Below are 25816 nucleotides of genomic sequence, written 5' to 3'. Positions count from 1 at the left end.
CAATGCGCAGACCTGAAGGGAAAGTTATATTTAAGTAAGCAAGAACTTAACAGTTATTTTGTTTTAAACAAATATAGGGGTGTAAATAATGATTGAATTAATTCACGAATGTTTTATTGACGCGTTAGGAATGCCGCCGAGTGACGAACAAATCAACAATGTTACCAACAACATGCCAGCAGAATTAGTCAGCTTAGCCGAACGATTAGGAGAAAATGACAAAGAAGTCAGAGATCAAGTGTATGTTTGGTTAAATGAAAACATTAATGATTTTTTATAAAAGCCTTGCTATGAACTAAAAACAGGGTTATACAAATGATACTGCCGATATAAGTTGTGTGTTTTTCATTTGGCACAGATTCAGTAATGGTCAGGGAGGAATTACGAGACTGAAGCTAATAAAAGAGCGATTTCTAATATGGATATATCATAATTCATTAGCATTTGCTGAGATGCTTATTGGATGCATGATCACGGTTTTCCTCCATGTATTCTTAACAACCTGTTTTCTACATTAACAGCAATATTCACGTTTCTCTTTTCTCATCTATACATTCCGCTACCTAACATTATCTTAAAAACATGCTCATAAAAATCAGCGATTCTTATGAGCGTGTTTTTGCGTATAGTAAAGGTAAAAATGAGGAAAGTTACCTCTTATTTACTACCTCATCCAGGGAGAAAACTCTATGTTTTAACTCTTTATTAGAATCTAAAAAGGCAATAACAATTTGATTATCTTCTGTTATTGTTGCATATCTAAATTGTTCTTGTTCTTCAATACAGAGAACTGTACCATCTGATGCCTCCATTTTTGCCAAAACATCTTCTGTGTACTCGAGTGGAAGAAATTCATCTAATCCTTCTGGTGGACAACCAACCCAATTAAAGACGAAATGTTTAATGGATAATTGCTCGATCATAGATAACTCTTTCTTAAATCTTAACTTATCAACTGTTACTGTTTTCAGCTTAATCACTCCTCAACTACCAATCTACTCTATACCCTGAGCCTTTAATCATCAACTCTATTATGATGACAACCTATTTACATTCTTGTTACTAGCAATGTGTGCCCCTGTTAGTATGAACAAAGGTGAATTTCCAGTGTGTATTAAAGCTTATCTTTCTGATGTTATCCTAACTTCTAATCTATTTAGTTCTGCCTTTGATGCTGCTGAAGGGATAGGACATATAAAACACCAGGCAGGCAGCCGCTAGGATATGCGCCAAAGTGTTTGGGTTTTTCAGTTCACTAAATGACTGCTTTTCCTTTACACCTGTTACCTTTTTTTGCATTTCAAACTGAGACTTTGGTTGCATTCAAATATCCTGTTAAAAAAGATATGATATTTGCGATGTAATGGTTTGAAAAAGGTGTTCTCAGTGACAGAATAACATCGATTTTTCCGTCAATTATATTGACTAAAAATAGTATCGTAAAAAGGGAGAAGTTATTGTAGAAATGTCTTTAGGTTCATTTGTATTTGCTTTTTCAATGTTGGAGATAGACTATGACATGTTAAAGAATTTAGGAATTTCTGTAGGGATTTTGCTTTTATTTGTTTTATTTAGAAACCTATTTACAAAGTATGTTTTTCAGTTGATTTTAAAATTGTCTAAAAAAACACCAACTGATTTTATTACACAAATATGTTTAGGTTTTGAACGTCCTTTAGGATGGTTTTTCATTATTTTAGGTTTATACCTGGCAATGGATTATTTCCCATTTATAGAGCAGCACAATGCATTGTTTTTAAAATTTTTACGTTCAATGGTAATCGTATTAATTACATGGGGATTGTTTAATTTGTCATCTCCTGCCTCTGGGATATTAATCAGTGTAAATCAAAGAATTAACAATAAGATTGATTTAATTCTTATTCCGTTTATTTCAAGAGCCATCCGTGTCATTATCGTTGCCATAAGTTTAAGTATAATTGGCCAGGAATTTGATTATGATGTAAATGGTTTGGTGGCAGGTCTTGGGTTAGGGGGACTGGCGTTTGCTTTAGCTGCCAAAGAATCGGTCGGTAATCTAATTGGCGGCATCGTTATTGTAACAGAAAAACCTTTTTCGATTGGAGATTGGATCTTAACTCCGAGCGTAGAGGGAACGGTAGAGGATATCAATTTCAGAAGTACTCAAATTCGTACTTTTAGCCAGGCTCTAGTTACCGTTCCAAATGCAACACTTGCAAATGAAGCCATTACCAATTGGAGCCGTATGGGGAAAAGACGGATTACTTTTCACTTAGGACTTAACTATAAAACTTCCAAGGAAGAAATTCATAGAGTGGTAAATCGGATTGAAGCGTTATTGATGGCTCATGAGGAAGTTCATCCGGATACGATTATGGTAGCATTTGATCATTATAATGAAAGCAGTCTCGATATTCTTATCTACTTTTTTACAAATTCTACTGTTTGGGCAGAACACGTTAAGGTTAAACATGAAATCAATTTAGAAATCATGGGGATATTAGAGGAAGAGGGAGTAGAAGTTGCTTTCCCGAGCCGAACCATTTACGTAACTTCACAATCAAGTGACGAATTAGAACCTATGATGTCCTATGATTGAATAAGTGGCTGCTGGCAAATATCTTGGGAATTTTAGGATGTTCACTTGCTACTAATTTATAAAAGTAATGTGGTGGGTTTGACTCCAAAGTTAAACTTAGAAATTTTGCAAATCCAATAAGGGTCTGCATATTTTTTTGAAGGTCTATAGTACAAATACTGAGTGACAGAGTCCTCTTGGTCAAATACTTGCGGGCTGGCCATTTTTTAAAGAAATAAAATTCTATTATTATATAAAGTTCTCATTTTTATTTGACATGTTGGTTTTTCCTTTTTTCTCTATAGCTAAAGAAGAAAACAACCACTCATAAAAAAAGGAACTAAAGTAAAAGAAGGGTAGAACGGACCACAAACCAGAATGAAGGACACTGTAAAAGGTGTCCTTCATTCTGGTTTTTACTATGTCTTCTGGATGCCCCGTTCACGATAAATATAACGATTGCAACTCCTGCATCTGTTTCTGGTCCATGTAATATTTATTCCATATAGAATATATAAAACCCAGTGATCAATTCACTGGGTTTATTAAGGGGAAACACGATTAAATAAATCGGTTTCAAATATATGAGGATAAAAGATAGGTATTTCTCTTTATTCCTATCCAGCATGGGTCAACATCTTTGTCTTCTCGTAGGCTGGTTGTCTGTCAGGTCAACGTTGTTGTTACCTTAACTTTTTATTGTATTTTTTGAACTGAATCTCCGTCTATTAAGGAGACATAGATCCGCTCATTCTGAACATGTTCATTTGCCAATAATTTCACCAGGTGCTCTGCGGCCAGGGTACCCCATTTGCGCTTTGAATAATTAATGGTAGCGAGCCGGGGGACAGTGAACCGTGCGACCTCGATGTTGTCAAAACCAATGATATGAACTTCTTTTCCGACCCGGTAGTCAGTCTTTGATAGGTAATCATACATTCCAATCGCCATTTCGTCGTTCAAACAAAATACAGCCGCTGGACCGCTGTATTCCCGCACGATCTGTTCGGCAGCTCGTTCGCCGGCCGGCTTGTTGAAGTTGCCCTCGATTTCCTGATATTCTATGTCGCTATGACGGCCTACAGTCTGCCTCACTGCAGTAAGGCGCTGGTTGGCATCATAGGAAATGTCAGGTCCCGTGACGGCATAAATCTTCTTGTGACCCTTATCAATCAAGTGGTCAATGGCGAGGGTGGCCCCGGATTCGTTATGGAGCAATACTTGTTTAATATTCTCATGTTCAAGCTCCCTGTCCAATACGACTAATTTACTTCCAAGGTTCGCAAACTTGATCAATTCCTCATCGGGGAACGTTACATCGAGGATGATTGCACCATCCACTATCCGCTCCGGTAGAAATCGATGCGTTTCCTTCCCGCTGCAAACGATCAATTCGTAACCCTTTTTGGCCAGGGCTTCCTGCATCCCTTGCAGAAGCTGGCCGTAAAATGCACCGCTATAATCCGTCAGGAACACACCGATTATGTTGGTTTCGCGTTTTTTCAATGAACGTGCAGCAGCATTAGGTACATAGTTTAATTCCTTGGCAATCGCTAAGATCTTCGCAGATGTTTCCCCGGTCACCTTCGGGCTTCCGTTTAAAGCGTATGAAACCGTCGAGATGGACACTCCAGCTTTTTTAGCGATATCTTTAATACTGACCACGTAACCTTCTCCAATCTGTACAAGTAAAGTTTATTTCCATTATACAATGAGCAATGCGCGAACCTGTAATTTTATTATTAATCCAGAAACAGGAGGCGGCATAGTAACCCAAATTGAAAATGGCTGGCGGCCAAAAACAACCGCCAGCCATTTATCACATTACTATCTCTATCAAGTTGGAGGATTCAGTCAACAATCTCGATAAATCCTTGTGGGTTATACGTACCCCTCCATGGCGGTATCGGTTCGACATTTGTTCCGCTTCCACGTTTTGACCATTGATAAGGATATTTTTTACTGAACTACCCCCCAAGCGGTAGGTAAAGGTCACGGGATGTCCCAGTACCTGGAAATGCATCTTCAGGCCATCCAGTGTTTTTGGAAGTACAGGGTCGACCACCAGGTCGCCTCCGGCCATGCGTATCCCGAGACAGTTCGAAATCAGCTGATTCATGTAAATGCCGGGACCACTTGAATAGATTCGCCAGCCGCCCTTGACAGACACGGATCCATCACGAAGCTCGTCAAACCGTTCCTGTGCTTCATAGCGTGTTTTGAAATCCCCGTCAGAGCTGCTGAAATATGCATTGCTTTGCCTGCGAGCCGCATTCGGCAGCACCTGCTGGATCTGTACGGGGTTAATAGTCTGGAGGCCTTTCCAAGCCTCCTCGTGTTTCCCTAATTTGGCCATCGCCTCCACAAATCGAATATGGGCATGGACATATTGCAGACCAATTTCGCGACCGAAATTCGCCGCCTGTTCCGCCCGCTTGAAATGGAAGCTGACACCGCCGCTATATTTTGCAGGACGGTCCATTAACCGGACGCCATCGACATGGAAAAGGTGCTTCTTGATGGTTTCATAATGTCGTTCTGCCTCTTCCGGTGTCAGGAGCTCACCAATCATGCTCCGTGTCATAGGAAGCAGACGGTATTGAATCCCGGTTTCGGTGTCGGTTGGGTGAAGCATCAATTTTGGTTTTCCTGGCTCCTCCAGGTAAACAAAACCTGGTATTACCTCTGTTCCTAGGATATATCGCCTGAAATCCTCTTTAATTCCTGTAGCAAGGGTGTATAGTTCAGTTGCTTCGTCGCTATAGACATCTTGCAAGACACGGGCTAGGGTGTTGGTAACCTGATAAGTCAGAGCCACCGTCCAACTGCTCACAAGATATCGTTTCAAGTTGGCATTGGCTGGCTGCAGGGTATCGTCCCAATCACCGTCTCCATAGGAAGATAAATACGTATCATGGAGAAAGTGCTGTTTGATATAGGAAATTTCCTTTTTAGCATGTTCGAGAATCGTCGCTCTTTCGTGGGAAAACTCGAAGCTTCCCCGCAAAGTGTAGGGAACCCTTTCATTAAGGATGCTGTAATCCTTCGTAACGGCGATATAGTCTGCCAATACCTTCAATGGCCATACGATGATGTCCCCATGGCTTTCCTCTTGCTGGATCTTAAAATAACGGTCGAACATGAACCACTGCGGCCAGTTTCCATCATCCTCATATTGATGGGAATAGACCGTTTTGAGGATATCCCGTACGGCATCATATTTCTGTACTGCAAGGAAAAACTCTGTAGGTCCCTGGCAAACATCACGGGTTCCCCAAGCTGCGCCCCCATATTGTTCCAGGCCATGGGGAACAGCGTAATGGACGAGCATATTATGTGTATACCACCAGGCCAATGAATTCATCTTTTTAATTTCTTCTGATACACTGACGTTCCCTTCCAGGTGGAAACCATTCATAATGTCCTTTAAATAGTGGCGATACCGTTCGATTTCTGCCGCGGGATCTCGTTTAGAAAAAGGCATCTTTTCGCCGTCCTGCAGGCCATGGACAGTCAGATTCCATTCGCTCGACACACCCAGTTTCAGCACTGCCAGTGAAGCAGAATGCGGGTAAAGTCCTTCTGCAAAAATCCGTTCATCCAGCACCTTCATTTCAGCACCGGATATCCTCATCCTGTAGCAAAGTTCAGGGTATGTCTCGTGGCTGTCAGCTCCAATGCCTGCACGAAATGTAACCGCATTCCCATCCCATTCCATTCCGAATGCCTGAGCATATTCATTATTGTTCATTGTCACCTGATTGGTTACAAGGAAACGGTACTCTTTTCCATTTACCGAACGTACATTCAACTGCACCTCAGGGGAGTCCACGACCGTGAAATTGGTGATTACGATCAAGTCGTCCTGTGTCTTGTAATACCAGCGGGCATAGTTGAACCCCATTTCAAATAGGGAAGGCAATGCCAGGAGGCGATAGACACCATCGATTTCTATGTATACTCGCTGCCCTGAAGTTTTCATCACATTCAGCGAGTTACGGGTGTTTGATAGCATTTTATTGTATGAGGTGTTACCCACGACAAGCTGGGAATTGAAGATCCCATTCATATGGCATGTGGAAGTAAGCACCTTCTCCCGAGCGGAAACGGCGTCGCCGGCCATCAATATATGCCCATGCGGCCGTTCGACAAGCAGCTCTTTTTCCTTCAAGACGACATGTTCCTGGGTCGATGTAAAGAAAGACAGCAGGGTGGTGTCATCCCATTCCTCCAGTTGCCTGTCAGGAAAATACCGTTCGATTTCCTGTTTGTCCATTGATAAAGCAGTAAGTGGTGTGCCAAAGGCGGGGGACAGTGCAACCCTCTTATAATGAAACTCAACTTCTTCCTCCGGCTTTTCTTGTTCCCAGGCCATTAAGACATCCTCTATGTATTCCAAGGAAGTGACCGCTTGAGGATGGTCTTCCCTGAAAAGTCCATAAAACACGAAATGCGTGCTTCCAGCTAGTTTAATACGCTCTGACTGCAACGCCGTATATGCGAACTCGTACTGATACACTTCATTTGCGAGCGCATCCTTACTCAGGATCTCAGGATCATTGGTTTCCTTGTAGGACAAGCCAAAAAATTGAAAGCCATCTGTGGAATACCCAACATTTTTGTTCAATGAACCCTGTTGCAGGTATGGGAAGGCGCCCTGCTGGGGCTGGTTCTGCCTGGAACCAATAATATATCCCCTGTCCTCTGTCAGAAATACCTTATGGTCAATGTATTGGGAAACGAAGGCTTCATTTGAACGGATGGCTCCAGGCTCAGCTATTCCCAGATCCTGGCCGTATATGACGTCCACTAGGACGTCAGTCCCCGAAAGCGAGACCTCCCAGAACCATATACCTTGTTTCATTAGTGTAAAGGTAACCGTATAATCCACCTCGCAAAAATTCCCTTCCCAAATCACCCGGGTGTCTGTATGGCGTACACTGCTAAGGGACTTGATACCCAGCAGCGGACACCATTTTATACGATTACCCTGATGCACACGCAGGTATATGTTGTTCAGTGAACCATCGATTGGGTTGGATAGCCATTGATTGATCATAATGTTTTTATATGCCATCTCATATATATCGCCGGTGTGCAGAAAAGTGAATTGAAGATCGCCGGCTTTAAGGTGAAATTTTGATTGATCCATGTTTGTCCACTTCTTTCCCTTTTTTTTCTACTTATTGAGCCGGAATGGCAAGGCTATTCCTTCTTGGCTGTTAGGCCCTACAAAAGCGATGAACTTACCGGGATCACTGTGGTAACTCAAATCAGAATGATAGTACCGGAGCTGCTCTTCAGTGATCGCAAAGTCTATCCTTTTCTTTTCCCCAGGCTGCAAGAAAATCTTTTTGAATGCCTTAAGCTCCTTTAATGGCCGCACGACTTCTCCTGCAACATCCCTTATATAAAGCTGTACGATTTCTTCACCGGCCGCCTGTCCAGTATTCTCAACCGTCACAGAGAGGTTAATAGGTTCCCCAACAGTCAAGGCTTGGGAGGATAGTGACGCTTCGTGGTATGAGAAAGTGGTATAGCTTAATCCGAACCCGAAAGGAAGCAGGGGATCATTTGGTATATCAAGATACTGGGAAACATATCGTTCTTGTGCATCGGGGGCATCCTTCGGTCGTCCCGTATTAAATTTGTTATAATACACCGGTACCTGGCCGACAGAGTAGGGAAATGACATCGTCAGTTTCGCTGAAGGATTGACATCTCCATACAACAAGTCGGCAATTGCGGCACCTCCTTCGGTCCCTGGGTACCACGCTTCCAAAACGGCATCCACCTGGTCGATCACGCCATGTAAATCGAGGGGGCGTCCATTGAATAATACGGCAGCCATTGGTTTTCCAAGTTGCTTTAAATGTGAAATAAGTTCCAGCTGTACCTTTGGGAGACGTATATCCGCCCGGCAGCCGGCCTCACCACTCATGTCAGAATGCTCCCCAAGGGCGAGTACAATGACATCTGCTCGGCTTGCGGTATCTAGAGCATCTTTCAATTGTGCCTCTGTGATTGTTTCAATTCCGCATCCTTCAGCACTGTAAATAGAGGATGCATCCAGTTTATTTCTCAGCCCATCAAGTACCTGGACAGACTGCTCCTTGGACCCGGCCCATGACCACGGCCCTAAAATGTCACCGTTTTGGGCAAATGGGCCAATTACTGCCACCTTTTGGCTTCTATCAAGAGGGAGAAAGCCCTCATTCTTCAATAAGACACATGATTTTGCAGCTAGTTCGCGTGCTGCTCTGCGGTTCTCGTTAGAGAGAACAATTTCCCGTTCTGCTTCTACATCGGCTCCCCTAAAAGGAGCATCGAAAAGGCCCAAACGGTCCTTTAGCCTTAATATTCGCAGTACAGACTCATCAACTACGGCTTCACTGATTTCTCCCTCATTAATAAGGTCCTTAAGGTGATTCACGTAGCAGGCCGTCATCATTTCGATATCTACCCCTGCAGTAAGGGCCTTATAGGCCGCTTCTTTCTCATCTTCGGCAACACCATGGGGGATCAGTTCCTTCACAGCACCCCAGTCGGAAATGAGTACACCCTCAAAATTCCACTCTTCCCTTAGCAGGTCACGCATGAGCCATTTGTTTCCGCTTGCCGGGACCCCATCCACCGTATTGAAGGCGGTCATCACCATCTCACAACCTTCATCCAGAGCCGCCTTATAAGCTGGGAGGTAGGATTCGCGCAGCTGCCTTTCTGACATATTGACGGTGTTATAGTCTCTTCCGCCTTCAGGAGCCCCATACGCGGCAAAGTGCTTTACGCACGCCGCCACCCGGTCTGTTTGATTTTTCAGGTCGTTTCCCTGGAAGCCCCTTACAAATGCCCGGGCAAATTCGCTATTTAAATGAGGATCTTCCCCAGTTGTCTCCATCACTCGTCCCCAGCGAGGGTCTCGGACCAGGTCGACCATGGGGGCAAAAGTCACATGAACACCTGAAACGGCTGCCTCTTTTGCAGCAATCCTTGCACTTTCCTCGGCTAATTCCAAATCCCAAGAGCACCCTATTGCGAGGGGAACAGGAAAGATCGTCTTGTATCCATGGACGATATCAGCCATGAATAATAAGGGGATACCAAGCCTGTTATTCTGTAAATGATGTTTTTGAATATTGATAACCTCTTGTGCTCCAGAAGCTCCAAGAACGGAGCCACTCGATGTGACAATATCTTCAGTTATTCCCATCTCAACCATAGGTCCAGTAATCTGGCCCCGGTCTTTTGAAGCTTCATAGAAAGGGGTTGCTAATTGAATCAATTGAGCGACTTTTTCTTCCAACGTCATTTTTTGAACAAGCGAGTGCAGGTGTTTGTCTATCATATTATTTCCTCCATTGATTTATTTGAAAACAATAGAAACGTTTCGATAATTGGATTATAAGCGCTTTCTTTCTAGCAGTCAATCAACGGAAGAAACGTCTTGATGTAAGATTGGCAGAGTTTGAGGAAGAAAATGATGCTAATTTAAAGAAATATTACAAGGAAAGAAAGCTGCAAGGCAAAAAAAAATTAAAAATGGTATTGTAAACGATTTCAAGCTCCCTTATAATAGCGTTATCGAAACGTTTCTACGCTTTTCTTCTTACGTTCTTAAAGTTATTAAAAATGATCTGGAACGGCTTACGAATTCAGAGTCTATTATTTTTTTGACTACTTTCGAAACGTTTCACCAAAGGAGGTATCACTTTCTGTAGGAAGTTAGAGAAGGCTGATTAAACCAACATGTAAATGTAGGATTCATTTAAAATATGAATGTAACCTTGATTGACCTTGCCTCTGCTATTAAAATATGAAAAGTATGAAGCAGGTCCGAGGAAATAATGAAAGTTCCACTAGAATAATTATTGGGGGATAAAACATGAAGACAATATCCAGTTTCAGAAAGAAAGTCATGACAGCGGCAATCCTTGGGACGGTTGTTATTTCCAGCACACTTGCTGGCTGCTCCGCTGATTCGTCTTCGTCCGGAAAGGATGATAAAACAACCATCAATGTATGGGGAATGGGGGAGGAAGCAAAATCACTTCCGAAGATTGCCGATCAATTTGAAAAGGCAAATCCAAATATTGATGTGAAAGTCCAGGCCATACCATGGGACAAAGCGCATGACAAGCTATTGACTGCAGTGGCATCCAAAAAGGGGCCAGATGTGATCCAGATGGGTACGACATGGATACCGGAATTCGCGTCGGCTAATGCGCTAATGGACCTCACACCACACCTTGATAAGTATCCTGAACTGGGATCGGACAATTTCTATGAGGGTTCTGTTGAAACAACTAAGGTTGACGGCAAAGTTGTGGGTGTACCCTGGTATGTTGATACGCGTGTCCTGTTTTATCGCACCGACTTATTAAAAAAGGTTGGTTACGACGAGGCTCCGAAAACGTGGGATGAACTACGTGACGCAGCCAAGAAGCTTTCAGAACGCGGTGACAAGAAATATGGAATCAGCATCGATGCAAAGGAACAAAGCCTTGCGTTCATGTTCGCACGTCAGAATGGATCCCAGTTGATCGATGGAACAAAGCCTCTCTTCAATGAGAAGCCGTTTGTTGAGGCTGTCGATTACCTCAATGGATTCTTCAAGGATGGTTCGGCACCAAAGGATGATATCGGCCTGGATATCGTTCAGGGCTTCCGAGGTGAGGGTATCCTCCCAATGTTCATCAGTGGTCCATGGATGGTTAAGATCATTAACGACCAGGCTCCTGATATTAAAGGAAAATGGGCTACCGCAGTCCTGCCGGCCAAACAAAGTAATGCTTCAACTCTAGGTGGATCCGACTTATCTGTTTTCCAACATACGAAAAATAAAGATGCTTCCTTGAAATTCCTAGCTTACATGAGTAAGCCGGAAACCCAGGTAAAATGGCTTGAGATGACTAATGCACTTCCTGCAAACAAGGAAGCTTGGAGCGATAAGGCACTTGAAGAAAACGAATTCTACAAAGTATTCGGGCAACAACTTGAAAATGCCCAGCCAATGCCGGTCATCCAGTCCTTTGAAAAAATCGCGCAGACATTCTTAAGCAGTTTTGAGCAGATTTTCCGTGGTGGCAAGGATGTTCAGGACGAATTGAATTCTTTCAACAAAAAGGCTGAGGAAATCTTAAGCAAGTAAATATTGTAAGGAAGATAAACTGGCAGGACCCGCCCCTGCTGGTTTATCTATTTAAAAGGATTAATTCTGGATATGGAAGGAGAAACTTCCCGTGAAAAGTTATACCGCTTCAAAAAAAACTCCATATTTCTTCATTGCACCGGCCATTCTTTTGTTGATCCTGTTTTCCATCTTCCCGATCTTTGTCGCCCTGGTCATCAGCTTTACGGACATTGATCTGGCAGGCTTGGCTGACTGGACGACAATAAGTTTTGTCGGAATAGAAAATTATAAAGAGGTCGTAAAAGATCCCATCTTTCTAAAGTCTATATTTAATACCCTGTTTTATGTGGTGTTTGGCGTACCACTGGTTATTATTTGTTCTTTGGGCATCGCCCTTTTGATCAATTTTGGGAAGTCACGCATTTTCAAGGCTTTCCGCGTCGTATTCTATATGCCTTCTATCACCAACGTAGTGGCGGTAGCCGTTGTATGGACCTATCTATACAACCCCAATTTAGGGCTGTTCAACTATATCTTGAACCTGCTTCACCTGCCATCGGTACCGTGGCTGCAGGATCCAGTCATGGCGAAGGTGTCGTTGATTGCCCTGGCGCTCTGGAGGGCCATTGGAGTGAACATGATCATATTTTTGGCCGCTTTGCAGGGGATCCCAAAAACATACTATGAGGCAGCACAGTTGGATGGAGCGAATGGATGGAAGCAGCTCACCAAAATAACCCTTCCTTTACTCCGGTATGCGATTTTCTTCGTTTCCATTACGACGATGATCGGATGGCTGCAATTCTTTGAGGAACCATTCGTCATAACGAATGGGGGCCCGCTCGACAGTACGACATCAGTGGCATTGTTCATTTACCGAAACGGTTTCCAGCTCAGCAACTTTGGTTATGCGGCAGCCGGTTCGTTCATCCTGTTCATTGCCATCATTATCATTACCATGGTCCAGTTTAAATTTCAAAACAAGAATACGGACTATTAATAGAAGAAAGGGGTGGAATCTATGAAGACAAACATCATGGAAAGGCCGACAAAGCCATTACATAAACCGGAAGCAAATCCTGAACGGAAGTCCAAAGCCCAGCAATGGCTGGTCGGAATAATCTTGGCTATTGGAGGTTTATTGGTGGCGATACCATTCATCTGGATGATCCTTTCCGCATTCAAGACGGAAAGTGAAGTCGTACAGATCCCGCCAACTCTATTCCCAAATGAGTTCACGATGGAAAATTTCCAAAACCTTTTTAAAAACATGAATTTTTCTGTCTACCTAAAGAATACCATTGTAATTGTACTTTGGTCTTTTGTGGGACTCTTCTTGAATGCCATGGCCGGATATGCATTCGCCAAGTTTGAATTCAGGGGACGAGAGAAGCTGTTTTATTTAGTACTTGCCACAATGATGATTCCAGGTCAGGTCACGATGATCCCAGTTTATCTGATCCTGAATGAAATGAATCTGACCAATACGATGGCAGGAATTGTACTCCCCAGCCTTGTCGGGGCATTCGGCATCTTCCTATTTCGGCAGTTCATGTCGACCATCCCTGATGAATTACTGGAAGCCGCCCGCCTGGACGGTGCGAGTGAATTACGCGTATTTGTCCAGATCGTTCTGCCGATGTCAAAACCGATCATCGCCGTCCAGGGCATCTTGACATTCATTGCCGGCTGGAATAGCTTCCTATGGCCGCTGATCATTGCAAATGATGAAAGCTTATACACATTGTCAGTAGGATTGTCTCTATTGAAAGGCCAATATGGGGGTAACTTTGCCCTGCAGATGGCAGGTTCAACCTTCATGGTGGTTCCAATCATCCTCATCTTTATCCTGTTCCAGAAGCATATCATTGATGGCTATACCATTTCAGGAATGAAGTAAACACTTTCCTTACTAATCCCCATGTCCATGGGGATTTTTTTATTATTTAAATGTTTTTCTAGGATATATTGCTTTTGTAAAAATTTTCAAAATTGTGTCAAAAGTAATGTTTACGCTTTCATCCTTCAGTGGTATTCTAAAAATAGAAACGTTTCGATTACCATTGAAAGGGGATATAAATAGGATGAAAAAGGTTCTTGTGTTAATGCTCGCGATGTTGTTTTTCCTCTCCAGCCTGGCAGTTTCACCTGTGACGTTTGCCAAAGGCAATACCAATACCCAGGGCTTTAAAAGCGAGTTGAGGGCTATAGCAAAGAAGACGTACAGTTACTTCCAGGCCTATACAGACCCGGTGTCCGGACTGACTGATGATGCAGTCCGTTTTAAGGATGGAAAGGGGACAGAGGCAAAGCATACATCTCCGACAAATATAGGAATGTACCTGATCAGCACAGTATCGGCACAGGAGATGGGCATAATCTCCAGAGAAGAGGCTGTATCTAGGATCAAGACAACATTGAAGACGCTTGAAGGTCTAGAGAAATGGAACGGGCTATTCTACAACTGGTATTATACGGATGGAACGTTAAAAAAAGATTGGGGGCAATTCATATCACAAGTTGATAACGGATGGCTTTCAGCAGGTTTGATCGTTGTGGACCAGGCTTACAAGGAACTTAATGGACAAGCCGGAAAGCTCGTTAGTGCCATGAATTATACACCGCTTTATGATCCAGTAGTGGGACAATTCCGCGGGGGTTACTATGTAGATAAAGGGGAGCTGACCGGACATCATTATGGTATGTTCTATACTGAACCGCGTCTGGCGAGTTATATTGCTATCGGTAAGGGGGATGTCCCAAAAGAGCATTGGTGGAAGATGTATAGAACCCTGCCAGCTGAATGGGATTGGCAGGCACAAATTCCGGTCGGCCCGACTGTAGAGTATGATGGTGTTCCCGTTTTTGAAGGTCACTATCAATATAAAGGGACAAGCTTCGTTCCTAGCTGGGGCGGCAGCATGTTCGAAGGGTTAATGCCAGGAATCGTGCTTAAGGAAAAGGAACTGGGGAAGAACGCGCTTGGACTGAACAACCAGCGGCATGTAGAATTGCAGATAGCTTTCGCGAAGGAGAAGGCATATCCTGCATGGGGATTCTCACCAGCTGCCACCCCTGATGGATACAGCGAATTTGCAGCTACGCCGCTCGGAACATCCGGGTACAAGGATGACGGGACAGTCACGGCTCATGCGACATTCCTGGCCCTTGAATATGCTCCAAATGAAGCATATAAGAACATAAAATCTTTGAAAGATTTGGAAACATACGGGAAGCATGGATTCTATGACTCAGTCAATGTGGTCACTGGGGATGTGGCCAAGGCTTATCTTGCACTCGATCAGGGAATGATCATGGCTTCCATAGCAAATTATGTGGAAGAGGGAGTAATCCGTGATTACTTCCATGGAAGCGACATTGGCCGCAATCCAGAGGGACTCTTAAAGAAAGAAGTATTTTCGATCCAATAAAACAAAGGGCGCAGACAGGGCATTTAGGTCTGCGCTTTTTTGTTTCTTTTTTAAGTGGATTTATGACCATGTTTTTTCAAGCAGTTCAGGGCACTAAACTGGACCCTAATTGTTACACACCTAACAATTAGGGTCCAGTTTTTTTTACACCCAGAAGCAGTTCGTGCACTAAGTAGTCCCTCTATAAAATTGGCGAAAAAATGCCCTCATGATTTCGACCCATTCACCAAAACTTATAGATTTATCTGAGGGAGCCACGTCTATTCAAGTTTTCCGTGTTGGTAAGAAAGAAGCAATTTAACGAGTATATCACATTTAAACATTTTGTAAGTTAGAGAATGAGAACATACATATAATTCGTGCTAGGTGTAAATCTACAATTGGAACCCTAATGAAAAATTAATCAGTTTAACTCTAATTATGATGTTTTACATGATGTGGACAATCTTACAAAGTACTCCTCTTCCACTTTAATGCTCAACATAAAAATTGTAAAAAATATAAACACTCACCCAGCATAATTACGTGGGCTTTTTATAGTGTCAACTTAAAGGGGATAATATCATAAGGTAGGTCTTTTTTCTATGTAAAAAACAGGTTAGTTTGTACTGGGGAGTAAAAGTAGAAGCGGTTTCAAGAATTGTAAAAAAAGGTTATGTATGTGTAACGGATAAAAAATATAAGAGAGGAGTGAAGCGGTATGGAAAGAGTTGCGGCTTATTTTAGAAATGAAAACGATGCCGAGGATGTCAGGGCCAAGCTGCAGGCTCTGGCGGTATCAGATGTGCTAGTGGATAAAGTTCCAGAAGACAACAACCGGATTCTAGATATTATAAGAGATGTTTTCAGAGATGTGGACAATAAAGGCCATGAACATAGTCCGTATATTGTTGAATTCCTGGTATCAGAAGCAGACTTTGAATAAGCGAAAGCTATTGTGAATAATAATAATGGCCATTTTCAATAAATATTTCTTTAAGGAGCCTGCCCCCGGCATTTTATGTACTGGGTTCAGGCTCCATTCTATTTCTCCTCACTCAGAGTTTTCCTGCAGCCCATACCTCTATTCAGAGTTTATCTCACATAAAGCCTTGCATTAATATTAGCGTAACAAAACCTAAACTCTTTTTTTACATAAACATAATTGAGATTTTTCTTACAGTTGTTATCCTTTAATAGAAATCAAAATTTCTAGAGGAGGTAAGAATGATGGAAAAAGTAAAAAGCGAAAAAGGCGGAATCTGCAAGGTATTAAGTATAATCACGATGATGGCTGTAATGTTTTTAGGAGTAGGATTTAATACATTTGCCCAACAACCCCTATTTGAACGCGGTCAACCGGTGAATCTAAAGATGATGTCCTATAATATTCATCACGCTGAAGGGGAAGACGGCGTATTAGACTTAGAACGAATTGCCAAAATAGTTGAAGGATCAAATATTGATATTGTTGGGCTGCAGGAAGTGGACAATCATTGGTCCGATCGCAGTGATTTTCAAGATCAAGCCAAGTTATTGGCAGAACGTCTCGGAATGTTTTATACATATGCAGCCAACCTTGATCTTGAACCTTTAGATGTTGGAAATCAGCGCCGTCAGTATGGAACGGCAATTTTAAGTAAATATCCTATTATACATACCGAAAATCACTCTTTAACAAAAGTCGGGAACACTGAGCAGCGTGGTCTTCTAGAAACTACAATAAACGTAAAAGGAAATCATCTGCATCTGTATAATACTCATCTGGCGCTTACCTCTGCTGAACGTGAAATTCAAATCAAAGAAATGGTAGAAATTGCAGGGAAGTCAAATGGGCCTAAAGTAATCATGGGAGATTTAAATGCAACGCCGAAAAGCAATGAAATGAAACCTTTATATGCTAATTATCTTGATGTTTTTGCACATAATCCGCAAGCATATACGTACCCTGCTGATAATCCTGCAAAACGGATTGATTATATTTTTACATCAAATGACATCCAAACAGTAAACTCCAAAGTCATAAATAGTTTAGCTTCTGATCACCTCCCAATCATTGCCGAAGTAGTGCTGGATCGTGAGCAGCCGAACCTTAATGGAAATAAATAAACATTACAATAGACTTCTTTTATAACAAGAGAGTTCCTATTGTCATTGGGTGTTTTTAAATCGTAGGGAGCACTGAAAAAAGGTGCTTCCTTTTTAAATTAATCCAGTTAATCATAGAATTTATTAACTTATAAGACAGAATAAATTCATTAAATTTATTCCACATTATAAATGGAGGTGTTTTCTGGTGGATAAGGATATGAAGAACCAGACCAAAGAAGCGGATCGAGATAACCAGAATCAAAGTGAGACAAAAATAATTCATGACATACCTGATCCGAAAGGAAGGTATGATCAACAAATCGACGCAGATATTGAAGGGGATATTTATAAATCAATATTCAATTGCTTTTATATGAGCCTTTAAAATAAATATCTGTACTATTACAAGTACTGACATAGCAGCTGTCCCTAGGGGGAGCTGCCTTTTTTCATTAGCGAAGAGTTAGCGCTTCAATTGTTGGAGGCAGAGATGGACGTTTGCTCGCTACGGGTTTTTGCATAATCAAATAAATATGAAAAACTCCTAAACCGTGGGTGTCATAAATTCATCTAAAATAGTAATCGCTCTCAAAGTGATAATGGATATGTATTGATTGGACTTATGATTTATGAGGTTTTTCTAATATGCTACCAACTTTTTGTAGTGAAATAATAATATTGTAAAATATCAAAAAAATGATTATAATTGTATTCATTAGAAAAACAGTTGTATGTGTAAAGTGGAATCTATTGAAAGTGATCATCCATCAAAGTCCAGATACTTATGTAATTTGATATTATCATGAGTAGAATGAAAGACATCTAGGAGGAAAAATCGATGAAAAGTCTTCTGAAAAAGTGGAGTCAAGTGAGTCTGGTAAAGCAAATAATAGTAGGTTTGATTATTGGTATTATCCTGGCTGTAGCGATCCCAGAGATTGCAAAACCAGTTGTCATCTTAGGCTCTTTATTTGTAGGTGCGCTAAAAGCTATTGCACCTGTATTGGTATTGTTCCTGGTTATGTCGGCCATCGCGCAGCACAAGAGCGGGCACAAAACGAATATGAAATCGATTATCTTTCTTTACCTTTTAGGAACCTTTTTAGCTGGATTAATCGCCGTTATTGTAAGTTTTATTTTTCCGGTTGGCTTAACACTTGCGAAGGGCGCTGAGGGTGTGACACCTCCCGGCGGTGTTGTAGAGGTTCTCAAATCACTACTGCTGAACGTTGTTGATAACCCGGTTAAAGCTATTTATAATTCGAACTATATTGGTATTTTAGCTTGGGCGGTACTTCTTGGTCTGGCTTTACGAAATGCCGCTGATACGACAAAAACGATGATTGCTAATTTTTCAGATGCTGTTTCCAAGATAGTTACATGGGTGATTAAGTTTGCGCCGCTCGGAATCATGGGACTGGTATTTGAGTCTATTACTGCAAATGGAATTGAGGCGTTATTAAACTATGGGAAATTACTAGCCGTTTTAATTGGCTGTATGGTTTTTGTAGCACTGGTTGTCAATCCGATCATCGTGTTTGCAGCAATAAGGCAGAACCCTTACCCGCTTGTGTTTAAGTGCTTAAAGGAAAGCAGTATTACAGCATTCTTTACACGCAGCTCAGCTTCCAATATTCCTGTAAATATGAAATTATGTGAAAATCTAGGCTTGAATAAGGATAGTTATTCAGTGTCGATTCCATTAGGTGCAACCATCAATATGGCTGGTGCCGCTGTTACTATTTCTGTTTTGACTCTTGCTGCGGTTCATACACTAGACATTCAAGTGGACCTCCCTACTGCAATCATCCTCAGCGTAGTGTCAGCCATATGTGCCTGCGGTGCTTCAGGGGTTGCCGGCGGCTCCCTACTATTGATCCCGTTGGCATGCAGCTTATTCGGAATCCCCGCTGATGTTGCGATGCAGGTAGTTGGTGTAGGCTTTATCATTGGCGTTTTACAAGACTCTTTTGAAACGGCCCTTAACTCATCGACAGATGTACTGTTCACAGCAGCCGCTGAATATAAGGAATGGCGTAAAGAAGGTAAAAAAATAGATATCCATAAAGCAGCATAAAGAAGAAATACTTTTATCTGCGATTGAACTGCACCCTGCTTGTTAGGTTTTACCAACAATTAGAGGTGTAGTTTTTTTATGGGAAACTGTACTATTAACCAAACATTCTTTGAAAGGCCAAGATCCGTTAAAAACAGCCTGCGTGCTAACTAAATGGGATTGTTTTAAAATGTTCGGCCGCTAAATTCCAGTCCTCTAAAAACATTGGCCACAGATTAGGGCGCCGTCTTACTGCTAATGGATGGTAGGCTGCGATTGTTCGGTATCCGTGGACGCTGTGGATTTTACCGCGTAATGATTTTACCTCAACTTCTGGGTTTTGAAAGAAGGATTGAACGGCAATATTGCCAAGGCAGACAATCAATTTTGGCTGTTTGGACTGCAGCTGCTGCTCAAGATGATTCATGCAGATCAGCCTGGCTTGTTCTTTATTATATGCACGGACAGGTTTTCTTTTTAAAATATAGGTTACATACAAATCAACGGCTTTTAACCCAGCCTGATAGGCAGCCTGTTGTAAGGTCTGTCTAGTGCCGCAGACAAAGGGTTTATTATCCCGATCCTCACGAGCGCCGGGATTATCTAATATAACCATGATGGGTGCTTCTGGAGTTCCTTCACCCCAGACCATCCGTGATCCATGCTGATAAAGACCGCATTCTTTGCAATCCATTAGATTTTTCGGTGTCGGTTCTTCTGGCCATAATGAAGCGCAAAATTCAGACAAGGCTTGCTCCCCCTCATCACTTAATTATTTCTTAATATGCCCAAATTTTTAGCCCCACGATTACAGTTATTGAGAATATAAATTATTATTTACAGAAAAATCAAAAAGTTAGATAATAAAGCAAATCTCTGGAGGGGGAAAGTAAGTTTATGGAACCAACAAATTGCTGATATTAATTTCATCAAAATTAATACAAATTTTGTAATGAGTGTGAAAGTACCTATTCAATGTAGGTTTATTTGCTATGCTCTTTATGGAATTACGGCAATTAGAAGATAACTTACTGTAGTGATATCCGAGATTATAATTTGTTTCACCAGGGAGCTGGATCCTGCTGGTAAATGCATATAAGCATCATGTTGTGCTTTTTTGAAGTGCACATCATTTATTTGCATATGCTTGAATCAATTATATTCACACCTATCCAAGACTGTAAGAAGAGACCATCTTCTTATGGTCTTTTTTATTTTTGGCTATGTTAAAGTTCATTGTTGATTTTGGCACTATGTTGATCTTCGCTGCAGGCGCGAGACTCCTGCGGGAAAAGCGGGTAAAGGGAGACCCCACAGGCGTTTATCGCCGAGGAGGCTCCCGGACCGCCCGCGGAAAGCGAGTGCCTGGAGCGAAATCTACAGACAAGTTTAAAAGAGCTTATCTTGAAAAGTTAATAGAGCAGCAGTAATGAAGTTCTTCTTTGTTGTGTCCATAAAATGCGTGGCGGAAATTATGGATGAAAGATTGAAAGTGTATGTTTGAGTTAAAGTTAAAAGGCCACGCTGGTCCTAAAAAGCATTTCCTTAGAAGCTTATGAAGGAGAAAAGATCGGAATTGTGGGCGCAAACGGGAGCGGGAAAAGCACCATTCTAAAATTAATCGCAGGGAAAGAACTCATGAATTACTACCCAGGCTACCCGCAAACCTCAAGCCCAGGATATGATGAAGGCCTCATCCACATGCCGCGGGCAGCGACATGTGCTTATCTTGAACAAGTGCCATCCTTTCCAGAAGGCCTAAAAGGAACCGATGTACTCAACTTAGCGTTCGAAGAAATAGACTGCATTGAGGCTCAAATGCGTGAATTAGAAGAGCAGATGAGGACGTTAGCAGATACAGCTCTCGAAAAAGCCTTAAAAAAGTACAGCGATCTTCTTCAGTTATTCGAAGTAAAAGGCGGATATGACCGAGAAGAGAAATTAGGAAAGGTCTGTACAGGGCTGAAATTTAATGAAAGTTTTTTAAATAAGGATTTTGATTTGTTAAGCGGCGGTGAAAAAACGAGAGTGATGCTTGGGAAGCTCTTGATACACAATCCAGATATATTGTTGCTTGATGAGCCTACCAATCATCTGGATATGATTGAAGTGATTGGCTCGAAGGCTATCTTAAGGGATATAAGGGAATTGTCATCATTGTTTCCCATGACCGATATTTTCTGGATAAAACAGTAACCAAAATTGTAGAAGTAGAGGAAATGGAGTCCACAACCTATAAGGGCAACTATTCAGCTTATGTTAGTCAAAAGGAAGAAAATCTGCGGATTCAATATGAGCATTTAAGAGAGCAGCAAAAGAAGATCAATGTCATGGAAAAGAGCGTAACAAATTTGCGAGACTGGGCGATGAGGGCTGATAATAACAAGTTCTTCAAGAGAGCTGCCAGCATACAGAAAAAGCTCGATAAACTGGATCGAATAGACAAACCAGTTTTTGAAAAACGGAATATGAAACTAGATTTAAAAGCCGCCGAGCGGTCTGGAAAAGAAACCATTAAGGCGACCGGGCTTGTTAAAAGCTATGCAGATAAATTTATTTTTAAAGACACAAATTTGATGGTTCATTATGGGGAAAGAGTGGGGCTGATCGGTCCTAATGGCAGCGGCAAAACCACCTTCTTAAAAATGCTCTTAGGTGAAGAACAGCCGGATAGGGGAGTGGTCGAATTAGGTGCCAATGTGATGGCGCCTATTTACCACAGAAAATCACCTTTAAAAATGAAGAGCTGACCGTGCTGGAAGCTTTCAGGGAAGAAATTTCTATTCTAGAGGGGAAAGCACGGGAATATCTCTCAAAATTCATGTTTTATAAAAAGAGCGTCTTCAAAAAAGTAAAGCATTTGGCATGCAGTTATATCAAGATATAAGTTTATTAATCCTTGATGAGCCGACAAACCATCTGGATATTGATTCAATAGAAACCCTTGAGGAAGCACTGGAAGACTTTAAAGGAACGATTTTCTTTATCTCGCACGACCGATATCTTATCAATAAAATCGGTGAGAGAGTCATTGCTGTCGAGGACTATGCCTTTAAAAGCTATCCTGGAAATTACGATTATTATAGAAGTGTAAAAGTAGAAAAAAGCCTACAGAACATGAAAAAGCCTGTTGTGAATGTTAAAAAAGATAAGAAACAAAAAAACAATCCTGAAGATTTAAAGAAGGAGGCAGAAGAGGCTAATGCTCTCACAAAGATTGAAAGTCTGGAAAATGAAATAAGAGAGATAGATAAAGCCATGGCTGCAGACCTTTTAGATTATGAGGAACTTAATAAGGTGTATTGCAGGAAAGTAGAGTTAAGTAAAGAACTGGATTCTGTTATGACTTTGTGGTTGAGTAATTAATTGAAGTATTTCCTAGATTCTTAGGGTAACTTATATAAAACTCATCAGTATGTGAATCCAGCAAAAACAGCAAAAACCGTTTATAGGTAAATACCCACTTTTCAACGTACAAGTTGATATCCATTTACTAATGAATAAGATGATGTATGCCTAAAGTAAAGGAGTACATCAAATGTATTTTAATCATGACTATGTAAACTATAACTACCCGTATGGGCAGGAAGATTATTACTCAATGCCAATTCTGGCGGAAGATTATTATGAGGACGAATTTGACGTAAGGCAATTTATGCCGGGGTTTCCTGGATCAGGAGGAATGATGGGACCACCGCAGGGACCGCCTTTCAACCAGCCTCCATACGGCTCTCCAGGCCAGGGACAACAGGCTGGACCGCCATCCGCACCGCCTCCTTCTTATATTCCAGCTCAAACACAGCAAGCCCAAGCATTTGCAGTTGACCCTGGCAGTATTCGAAGGTGTTTATACAGATATACGTATGTCTGGCTGAGAAACCGCCAGCAATTTTGGTTCTTTCCCGTCTTTTTAGGCAGAACCTCTATTTCAGGATACCGCTGGACTGGTTACAGGTGGGTCTTCTTTGGAGTGAGTCTGAGGCAGATAGAATCCTTTACTTGTGTGTAAGAAGATATTTATCCTTTTATGAATATGAATACAACTACGAGGCAATTAATTGGGACTATAGAATATAGAAATAACCAAATCCAAAGGTGCAGACAATGAAGCTTCTTCTTGAAGAGTGCTTACAGATTTTCTGAACCGCAAGTGTCGTTATCCATTCTGTTTCTCAAGCAAATAAATAGTCAAAAAAAAAAGCATGAATCCTTATCATTACAAGGGGTTCATGCTTTTTTTATTTTAATAGAAGAAGGGCGCTGCAGCCACTACTGATTAACCTGCGCAATTATCCCATCTTCATCATCAAGCACCAGCGTAATCCCGGCATAAGGATCTCTATGCATATATTCCTCTAGCCACAATCTTAATGCTTCAATAAGGTTTGCTGTGATTAAGACCTGTTTTCGTCCATCCGTATAAACTTCTGCAGAGAAGCCGTAGTCGTCGTACATCAGTTCAACTTCAACTTCTTCAGGGCGTATTTGTTTTTTACGTGAGATATAAACACAGACGGCATTAATGATGTCTTGCTCGGAAATGATTAGTTTCTCCATTGAGTTTGTTCCTCTCTACGCTTTTTATTTCTATAGTTAACGATGAGGGTTCTAATAAGAGAAATGGCAAAGTAAATGGCTAATACATTAATCATTAAGCCTAGAAGTGAGCCCAGGATTCCCATGTTCGCGAACATACTGCCAAAGAGTAATCCTGCAAGTCCGCCGACCATTAGGCCTTTCATCAGGCCGCTCTTAGCAAATCCACCTTTTTTCTGAGTGGCTGCAGCTTTAGTAGAGTTGGAGACAGAGTTTTGTTTTTTATTTTGGAAAAACGAATTATTGTTTGTCTGAGTATTTTGGTTACTATTAAAGCTTCTCTTACCTGATTTGTAGCCTTTTGCCTCTACGGTTTGATGATCCTGGAATACTACGTTTGCAGCAGGTGAAAACATAAGCGCTGCTGAAAGGACGGCTGCTATAATTTTTTTCATAATGATAATTCCTCCATATTAATTAGTTTTGAGTGTGAATTTGCTGCAGGTGAGATGATTGTTACGTTTAGATCTGCTTTTCTCCTCCTTTATAGAAAAACAAAAAGACCTTTACCAAAATGCTGGTAAAGGTCTTGAAATAATCATTTTTATCCCTTTACCGTAATTGGCAAAGGTCTCGCAAACAACTTAAAAGTTGCCAGTCAGGCCGGTGATGTTTCCATCACGTATTGACGACATAACTGTGAGCTACTCCCCTTTGGAGTATTATTAAGTTAATAACATTACAGCTGAAAATCTATCAACTGTAGTTATATAATACTATAAATTAATTTTATCGTCAAATGCTGCGCTAATGATTCTCAAACACAGGGTTTTCCGCCGTTAAGTGTAAGCGCTTTTGAACCCGTACAGAAGGCAACACGGCAAGCCTTAAATAGAAATATTTGAAAACATATTATATTAAAAAAGTATGCTATAATCATAGTGAAAAATAATACATGAATTAGGGGTAATTTGTTATGTTAAAAGATTTGTTTATTGGACTATCTCAGAATGAACTTCTAAATACTGCCGCTAAAAAATATGGACTTAAATTAGGGGCGCAAAGTGTGGTTGCGGGAACAAATTTAGAACAGGCTATTCAAAGCATTAAAGAGCTTAATGCGCATGGGATCGCTTGTACTGTAGATAACCTCGGCGAATTTGTCTTTAAAAAAGAAGAGGCCACAGAAGCAAAAGAACAAATCCTCGAAGTAATTGAAGCGATTCATCAAAACCAGGTGGATGCACATATATCTTTAAAGCCATCCCAATTAGGGCTTGATATTGAATACGCTTTCTGTCTGGAAAATGTAAGAGAAATCGTAGATAGAGCGAGCCGTTATGATTTTTTTGTGAATATGGATATGGAAGATACGAAGCGTTTGCAGCCTTCCTTTGACATATTGGAAGAGCTTTCTAAGGAATATGATAACGTTGGAACCGTTATTCAAGCTTATTTCTTTAGAGCTGAAGAAGATATCAAGAAATATAAAAACTACCGGCTGCGTATCGTAAAAGGCGCTTATAAAGAGCCTGCAGAGCTTGCTTATCAAGAAAAAAGCGAAATTGACTCAAACTATATTAACCTAATAGAATGGCATTTATTAAATGGAAAATTCACATCCATTGCCACACATGACCATAAAGTAATCAATCATGTGAAAGAATTTGTAAGGGCTAACAATATTCCAAAAGAGAAATTCGAATTCCAAATGCTTTACGGATTCCGAAAGGATCTTCAGTTAAAGCTTGCGAGCGAAGGCTACAATTTCTGTACGTATGTGCCTTTTGGCCAGGACTGGTACGGTTACTTTATGCGCCGCCTTGCCGAAAGACCGCAAAACCTGAATCTTGTTGCCAAACAGGTGTTCAATAAGAAAACGAATACAATGCTGGGTGTAGCAGCTGGTGCTTATCTATTAGGAAGATTAACAAAGAAAAAATAATATAAATAGATGTATCCTCCCTTTCATGCTAAAGGGAGGTTTTTTAGTGAAAATGGAATAATCACAAATTTGCTGTTCTCACATTTAA

The 25816-nt window shown here is 41.3% G+C and carries 23 protein-coding genes; 15 read left to right on the top strand and 8 right to left on the bottom strand.

Annotated features, from left to right (window positions below):
* Positions 1-88: 88 nt before the first annotated feature.
* Positions 89-280 (top strand): hypothetical protein, encoded by a 192-nt coding sequence (locus JOC77_RS15605; RefSeq protein ID WP_204544774.1) that lies wholly within the window; start codon positions 89-91, stop codon positions 278-280.
* A gap of 370 nt (positions 281-650) precedes the next feature.
* On the opposite strand, the gene JOC77_RS15600 is transcribed toward JOC77_RS15605, so the two are convergent.
* Positions 651-980, bottom strand: a complete 330-nt coding sequence (locus JOC77_RS15600; protein ID WP_204544772.1) for a hypothetical protein — start codon at positions 978-980, stop codon at positions 651-653.
* Positions 981-1152: 172 nt separating this feature from the next.
* Complete coding sequence (locus tag JOC77_RS15595; RefSeq protein ID WP_204544770.1) at positions 1153-1323, bottom strand: hypothetical protein; 171 nt, start codon at positions 1321-1323, stop codon at positions 1153-1155.
* 196 nt (positions 1324-1519) lie between these two features.
* On the opposite strand from JOC77_RS15595, the gene JOC77_RS15590 reads away from it, so the two are divergent.
* Positions 1520-2581 (top strand): mechanosensitive ion channel family protein, encoded by a 1062-nt coding sequence (locus JOC77_RS15590; protein WP_239558805.1) that lies wholly within the window; start codon positions 1520-1522, stop codon positions 2579-2581.
* 675 nt (positions 2582-3256) lie between these two features.
* Here JOC77_RS15590 and JOC77_RS15585 read toward each other — a convergent pair.
* From JOC77_RS15585 to bglX, 3 genes are all read right to left on the bottom strand, one after another.
* Positions 3257-4225: a substrate-binding domain-containing protein gene (locus JOC77_RS15585; RefSeq protein WP_204544768.1), complete on the bottom strand. Its 969-nt coding sequence runs from the start codon at positions 4223-4225 to the stop codon at positions 3257-3259.
* Positions 4226-4379: 154 nt separating this feature from the next.
* Entirely contained in the window at positions 4380-7712 is a 3333-nt protein-coding gene (locus tag JOC77_RS15580; protein WP_204544765.1) for a GH36-type glycosyl hydrolase domain-containing protein, read from the bottom strand.
* 27 nt (positions 7713-7739) lie between these two features.
* Positions 7740-9905, bottom strand: a complete 2166-nt coding sequence (bglX, locus tag JOC77_RS15575; protein ID WP_204544763.1) for a beta-glucosidase BglX — start codon at positions 9903-9905, stop codon at positions 7740-7742.
* A 537-nt stretch (positions 9906-10442) separates the two neighbouring features.
* Here bglX and JOC77_RS15570 point away from each other — a divergent pair.
* The 8 genes from JOC77_RS15570 to sstT all read left to right on the top strand — a co-directional run bounded on the left by JOC77_RS15570 (position 10443) and on the right by sstT (position 19268).
* The gene (locus JOC77_RS15570; protein WP_204544759.1) at positions 10443-11708 is read left to right on the top strand and encodes a sugar ABC transporter substrate-binding protein; all 1266 of its coding nucleotides are present in this window, start codon (positions 10443-10445) and stop codon (positions 11706-11708) included.
* Between the two features lie 91 nt (positions 11709-11799).
* Entirely contained in the window at positions 11800-12690 is an 891-nt protein-coding gene (locus tag JOC77_RS15565; protein ID WP_204544757.1) for an ABC transporter permease subunit, read from the top strand.
* Positions 12691-12726: 36 nt separating this feature from the next.
* Positions 12727-13590 carry a carbohydrate ABC transporter permease gene (locus JOC77_RS15560; RefSeq protein WP_204544853.1) on the top strand — a complete coding sequence of 288 codons (864 nt, stop codon included), beginning with the start codon at positions 12727-12729 and terminating at the stop codon, positions 13588-13590.
* Between the two features lie 184 nt (positions 13591-13774).
* A complete protein-coding gene (locus JOC77_RS15555; protein WP_239558804.1) occupies positions 13775-15121 on the top strand; it encodes a glucoamylase family protein in 1347 nt (448 codons plus the stop codon).
* Positions 15122-15821: 700 nt separating this feature from the next.
* Positions 15822-16046 (top strand): hypothetical protein, encoded by a 225-nt coding sequence (locus JOC77_RS15550; RefSeq protein WP_204544755.1) that lies wholly within the window; start codon positions 15822-15824, stop codon positions 16044-16046.
* Between the two features lie 281 nt (positions 16047-16327).
* Complete coding sequence (locus JOC77_RS15545; RefSeq protein ID WP_239558802.1) at positions 16328-17209, top strand: endonuclease/exonuclease/phosphatase family protein; 882 nt, start codon at positions 16328-16330, stop codon at positions 17207-17209.
* Between the two features lie 187 nt (positions 17210-17396).
* Positions 17397-17576 carry a hypothetical protein gene (locus JOC77_RS15540; protein WP_204544753.1) on the top strand — a complete coding sequence of 60 codons (180 nt, stop codon included), beginning with the start codon at positions 17397-17399 and terminating at the stop codon, positions 17574-17576.
* Between the two features lie 453 nt (positions 17577-18029).
* Complete coding sequence (gene sstT / locus JOC77_RS15535) at positions 18030-19268, top strand: serine/threonine transporter SstT (RefSeq protein ID WP_204544751.1); 1239 nt, start codon at positions 18030-18032, stop codon at positions 19266-19268.
* Positions 19269-19413: 145 nt separating this feature from the next.
* On the opposite strand, the gene JOC77_RS15530 is transcribed toward sstT, so the two are convergent.
* Positions 19414-19995, bottom strand: coding sequence for a uracil-DNA glycosylase (locus JOC77_RS15530; protein ID WP_204544749.1), 582 nt, complete (start codon positions 19993-19995; stop codon positions 19414-19416).
* A gap of 776 nt (positions 19996-20771) precedes the next feature.
* Here JOC77_RS15530 and JOC77_RS21365 point away from each other — a divergent pair.
* From JOC77_RS21365 to JOC77_RS15520, 4 genes are all read left to right on the top strand, one after another.
* A complete protein-coding gene (locus JOC77_RS21365) occupies positions 20772-21443 on the top strand; it encodes an ATP-binding cassette domain-containing protein (RefSeq protein WP_239558816.1) in 672 nt (223 codons plus the stop codon).
* Positions 21444-21466: 23 nt separating this feature from the next.
* On the top strand, positions 21467-21997 hold the full coding sequence (locus JOC77_RS21360; protein WP_239558800.1) for an ATP-binding cassette domain-containing protein: 531 nt from the start codon (positions 21467-21469) through the stop codon (positions 21995-21997).
* Positions 21998-22112: 115 nt separating this feature from the next.
* Positions 22113-22613 carry an ATP-binding cassette domain-containing protein gene (locus JOC77_RS21355; RefSeq protein ID WP_239558799.1) on the top strand — a complete coding sequence of 167 codons (501 nt, stop codon included), beginning with the start codon at positions 22113-22115 and terminating at the stop codon, positions 22611-22613.
* Between the two features lie 172 nt (positions 22614-22785).
* Positions 22786-23256 carry a hypothetical protein gene (locus tag JOC77_RS15520; protein ID WP_204544747.1) on the top strand — a complete coding sequence of 157 codons (471 nt, stop codon included), beginning with the start codon at positions 22786-22788 and terminating at the stop codon, positions 23254-23256.
* Between the two features lie 260 nt (positions 23257-23516).
* On the opposite strand, the gene JOC77_RS15515 is transcribed toward JOC77_RS15520, so the two are convergent.
* Together JOC77_RS15515 and JOC77_RS15510 are read right to left on the bottom strand one after the other, a co-directional pair.
* Positions 23517-23804, bottom strand: a complete 288-nt coding sequence (locus JOC77_RS15515) for a YxcD family protein (protein ID WP_204544745.1) — start codon at positions 23802-23804, stop codon at positions 23517-23519.
* Entirely contained in the window at positions 23792-24238 is a 447-nt protein-coding gene (locus JOC77_RS15510) for a hypothetical protein (RefSeq protein ID WP_204544743.1), read from the bottom strand. The genes JOC77_RS15515 and JOC77_RS15510 overlap by 13 nt, the downstream gene beginning before the upstream one ends.
* 521 nt (positions 24239-24759) lie before the next feature.
* On the opposite strand from JOC77_RS15510, the gene JOC77_RS15505 reads away from it, so the two are divergent.
* Complete coding sequence (locus tag JOC77_RS15505) at positions 24760-25728, top strand: proline dehydrogenase family protein (RefSeq protein ID WP_204544741.1); 969 nt, start codon at positions 24760-24762, stop codon at positions 25726-25728.
* Positions 25729-25816: the final 88 nt, after the last annotated feature.

Origin of the sequence: Peribacillus deserti (genome assembly GCF_016909175.1) — a bacterium.
Lineage (GTDB): Bacteria > Bacillota > Bacilli > Bacillales > DSM-1321 > Paraperibacillus > Paraperibacillus deserti.
This window is presented reverse-complemented; position numbering and strand designations above follow the sequence as displayed.

Coding starts and splice junctions, on each gene's coding strand:
- JOC77_RS15595 (WP_204544770.1), bottom strand. CDS start 1,323: ATGCAACCAAAGTCTCAGTTTGAAATGCAAAAAAAGGTAACAGGTGTA.
- JOC77_RS15570 (WP_204544759.1), top strand. CDS start 10,443: ATGAAGACAATATCCAGTTTCAGAAAGAAAGTCATGACAGCGGCAATC.
- sstT (WP_204544751.1), top strand. CDS start 18,030: ATGAAAAGTCTTCTGAAAAAGTGGAGTCAAGTGAGTCTGGTAAAGCAA.
- bglX (WP_204544763.1), bottom strand. CDS start 9,905: ATGATAGACAAACACCTGCACTCGCTTGTTCAAAAAATGACGTTGGAA.
- JOC77_RS15520 (WP_204544747.1), top strand. CDS start 22,786: ATGTATTTTAATCATGACTATGTAAACTATAACTACCCGTATGGGCAG.
- JOC77_RS15555 (WP_239558804.1), top strand. CDS start 13,775: ATGAAAAAGGTTCTTGTGTTAATGCTCGCGATGTTGTTTTTCCTCTCC.
- JOC77_RS15605 (WP_204544774.1), top strand. CDS start 89: ATGATTGAATTAATTCACGAATGTTTTATTGACGCGTTAGGAATGCCG.
- JOC77_RS15590 (WP_239558805.1), top strand. CDS start 1,520: ATGTTAAAGAATTTAGGAATTTCTGTAGGGATTTTGCTTTTATTTGTT.
- JOC77_RS15580 (WP_204544765.1), bottom strand. CDS start 7,712: ATGGATCAATCAAAATTTCACCTTAAAGCCGGCGATCTTCAATTCACT.
- JOC77_RS15510 (WP_204544743.1), bottom strand. CDS start 24,238: ATGAAAAAAATTATAGCAGCCGTCCTTTCAGCAGCGCTTATGTTTTCA.
- JOC77_RS15505 (WP_204544741.1), top strand. CDS start 24,760: ATGTTAAAAGATTTGTTTATTGGACTATCTCAGAATGAACTTCTAAAT.
- JOC77_RS15515 (WP_204544745.1), bottom strand. CDS start 23,804: ATGGAGAAACTAATCATTTCCGAGCAAGACATCATTAATGCCGTCTGT.
- JOC77_RS15550 (WP_204544755.1), top strand. CDS start 15,822: ATGGAAAGAGTTGCGGCTTATTTTAGAAATGAAAACGATGCCGAGGAT.
- JOC77_RS15545 (WP_239558802.1), top strand. CDS start 16,328: ATGATGGAAAAAGTAAAAAGCGAAAAAGGCGGAATCTGCAAGGTATTA.
- JOC77_RS21355 (WP_239558799.1), top strand. CDS start 22,113: ATGCAGTTATATCAAGATATAAGTTTATTAATCCTTGATGAGCCGACA.
- JOC77_RS15560 (WP_204544853.1), top strand. CDS start 12,727: ATGGAAAGGCCGACAAAGCCATTACATAAACCGGAAGCAAATCCTGAA.
- JOC77_RS21360 (WP_239558800.1), top strand. CDS start 21,467: ATGGAGTCCACAACCTATAAGGGCAACTATTCAGCTTATGTTAGTCAA.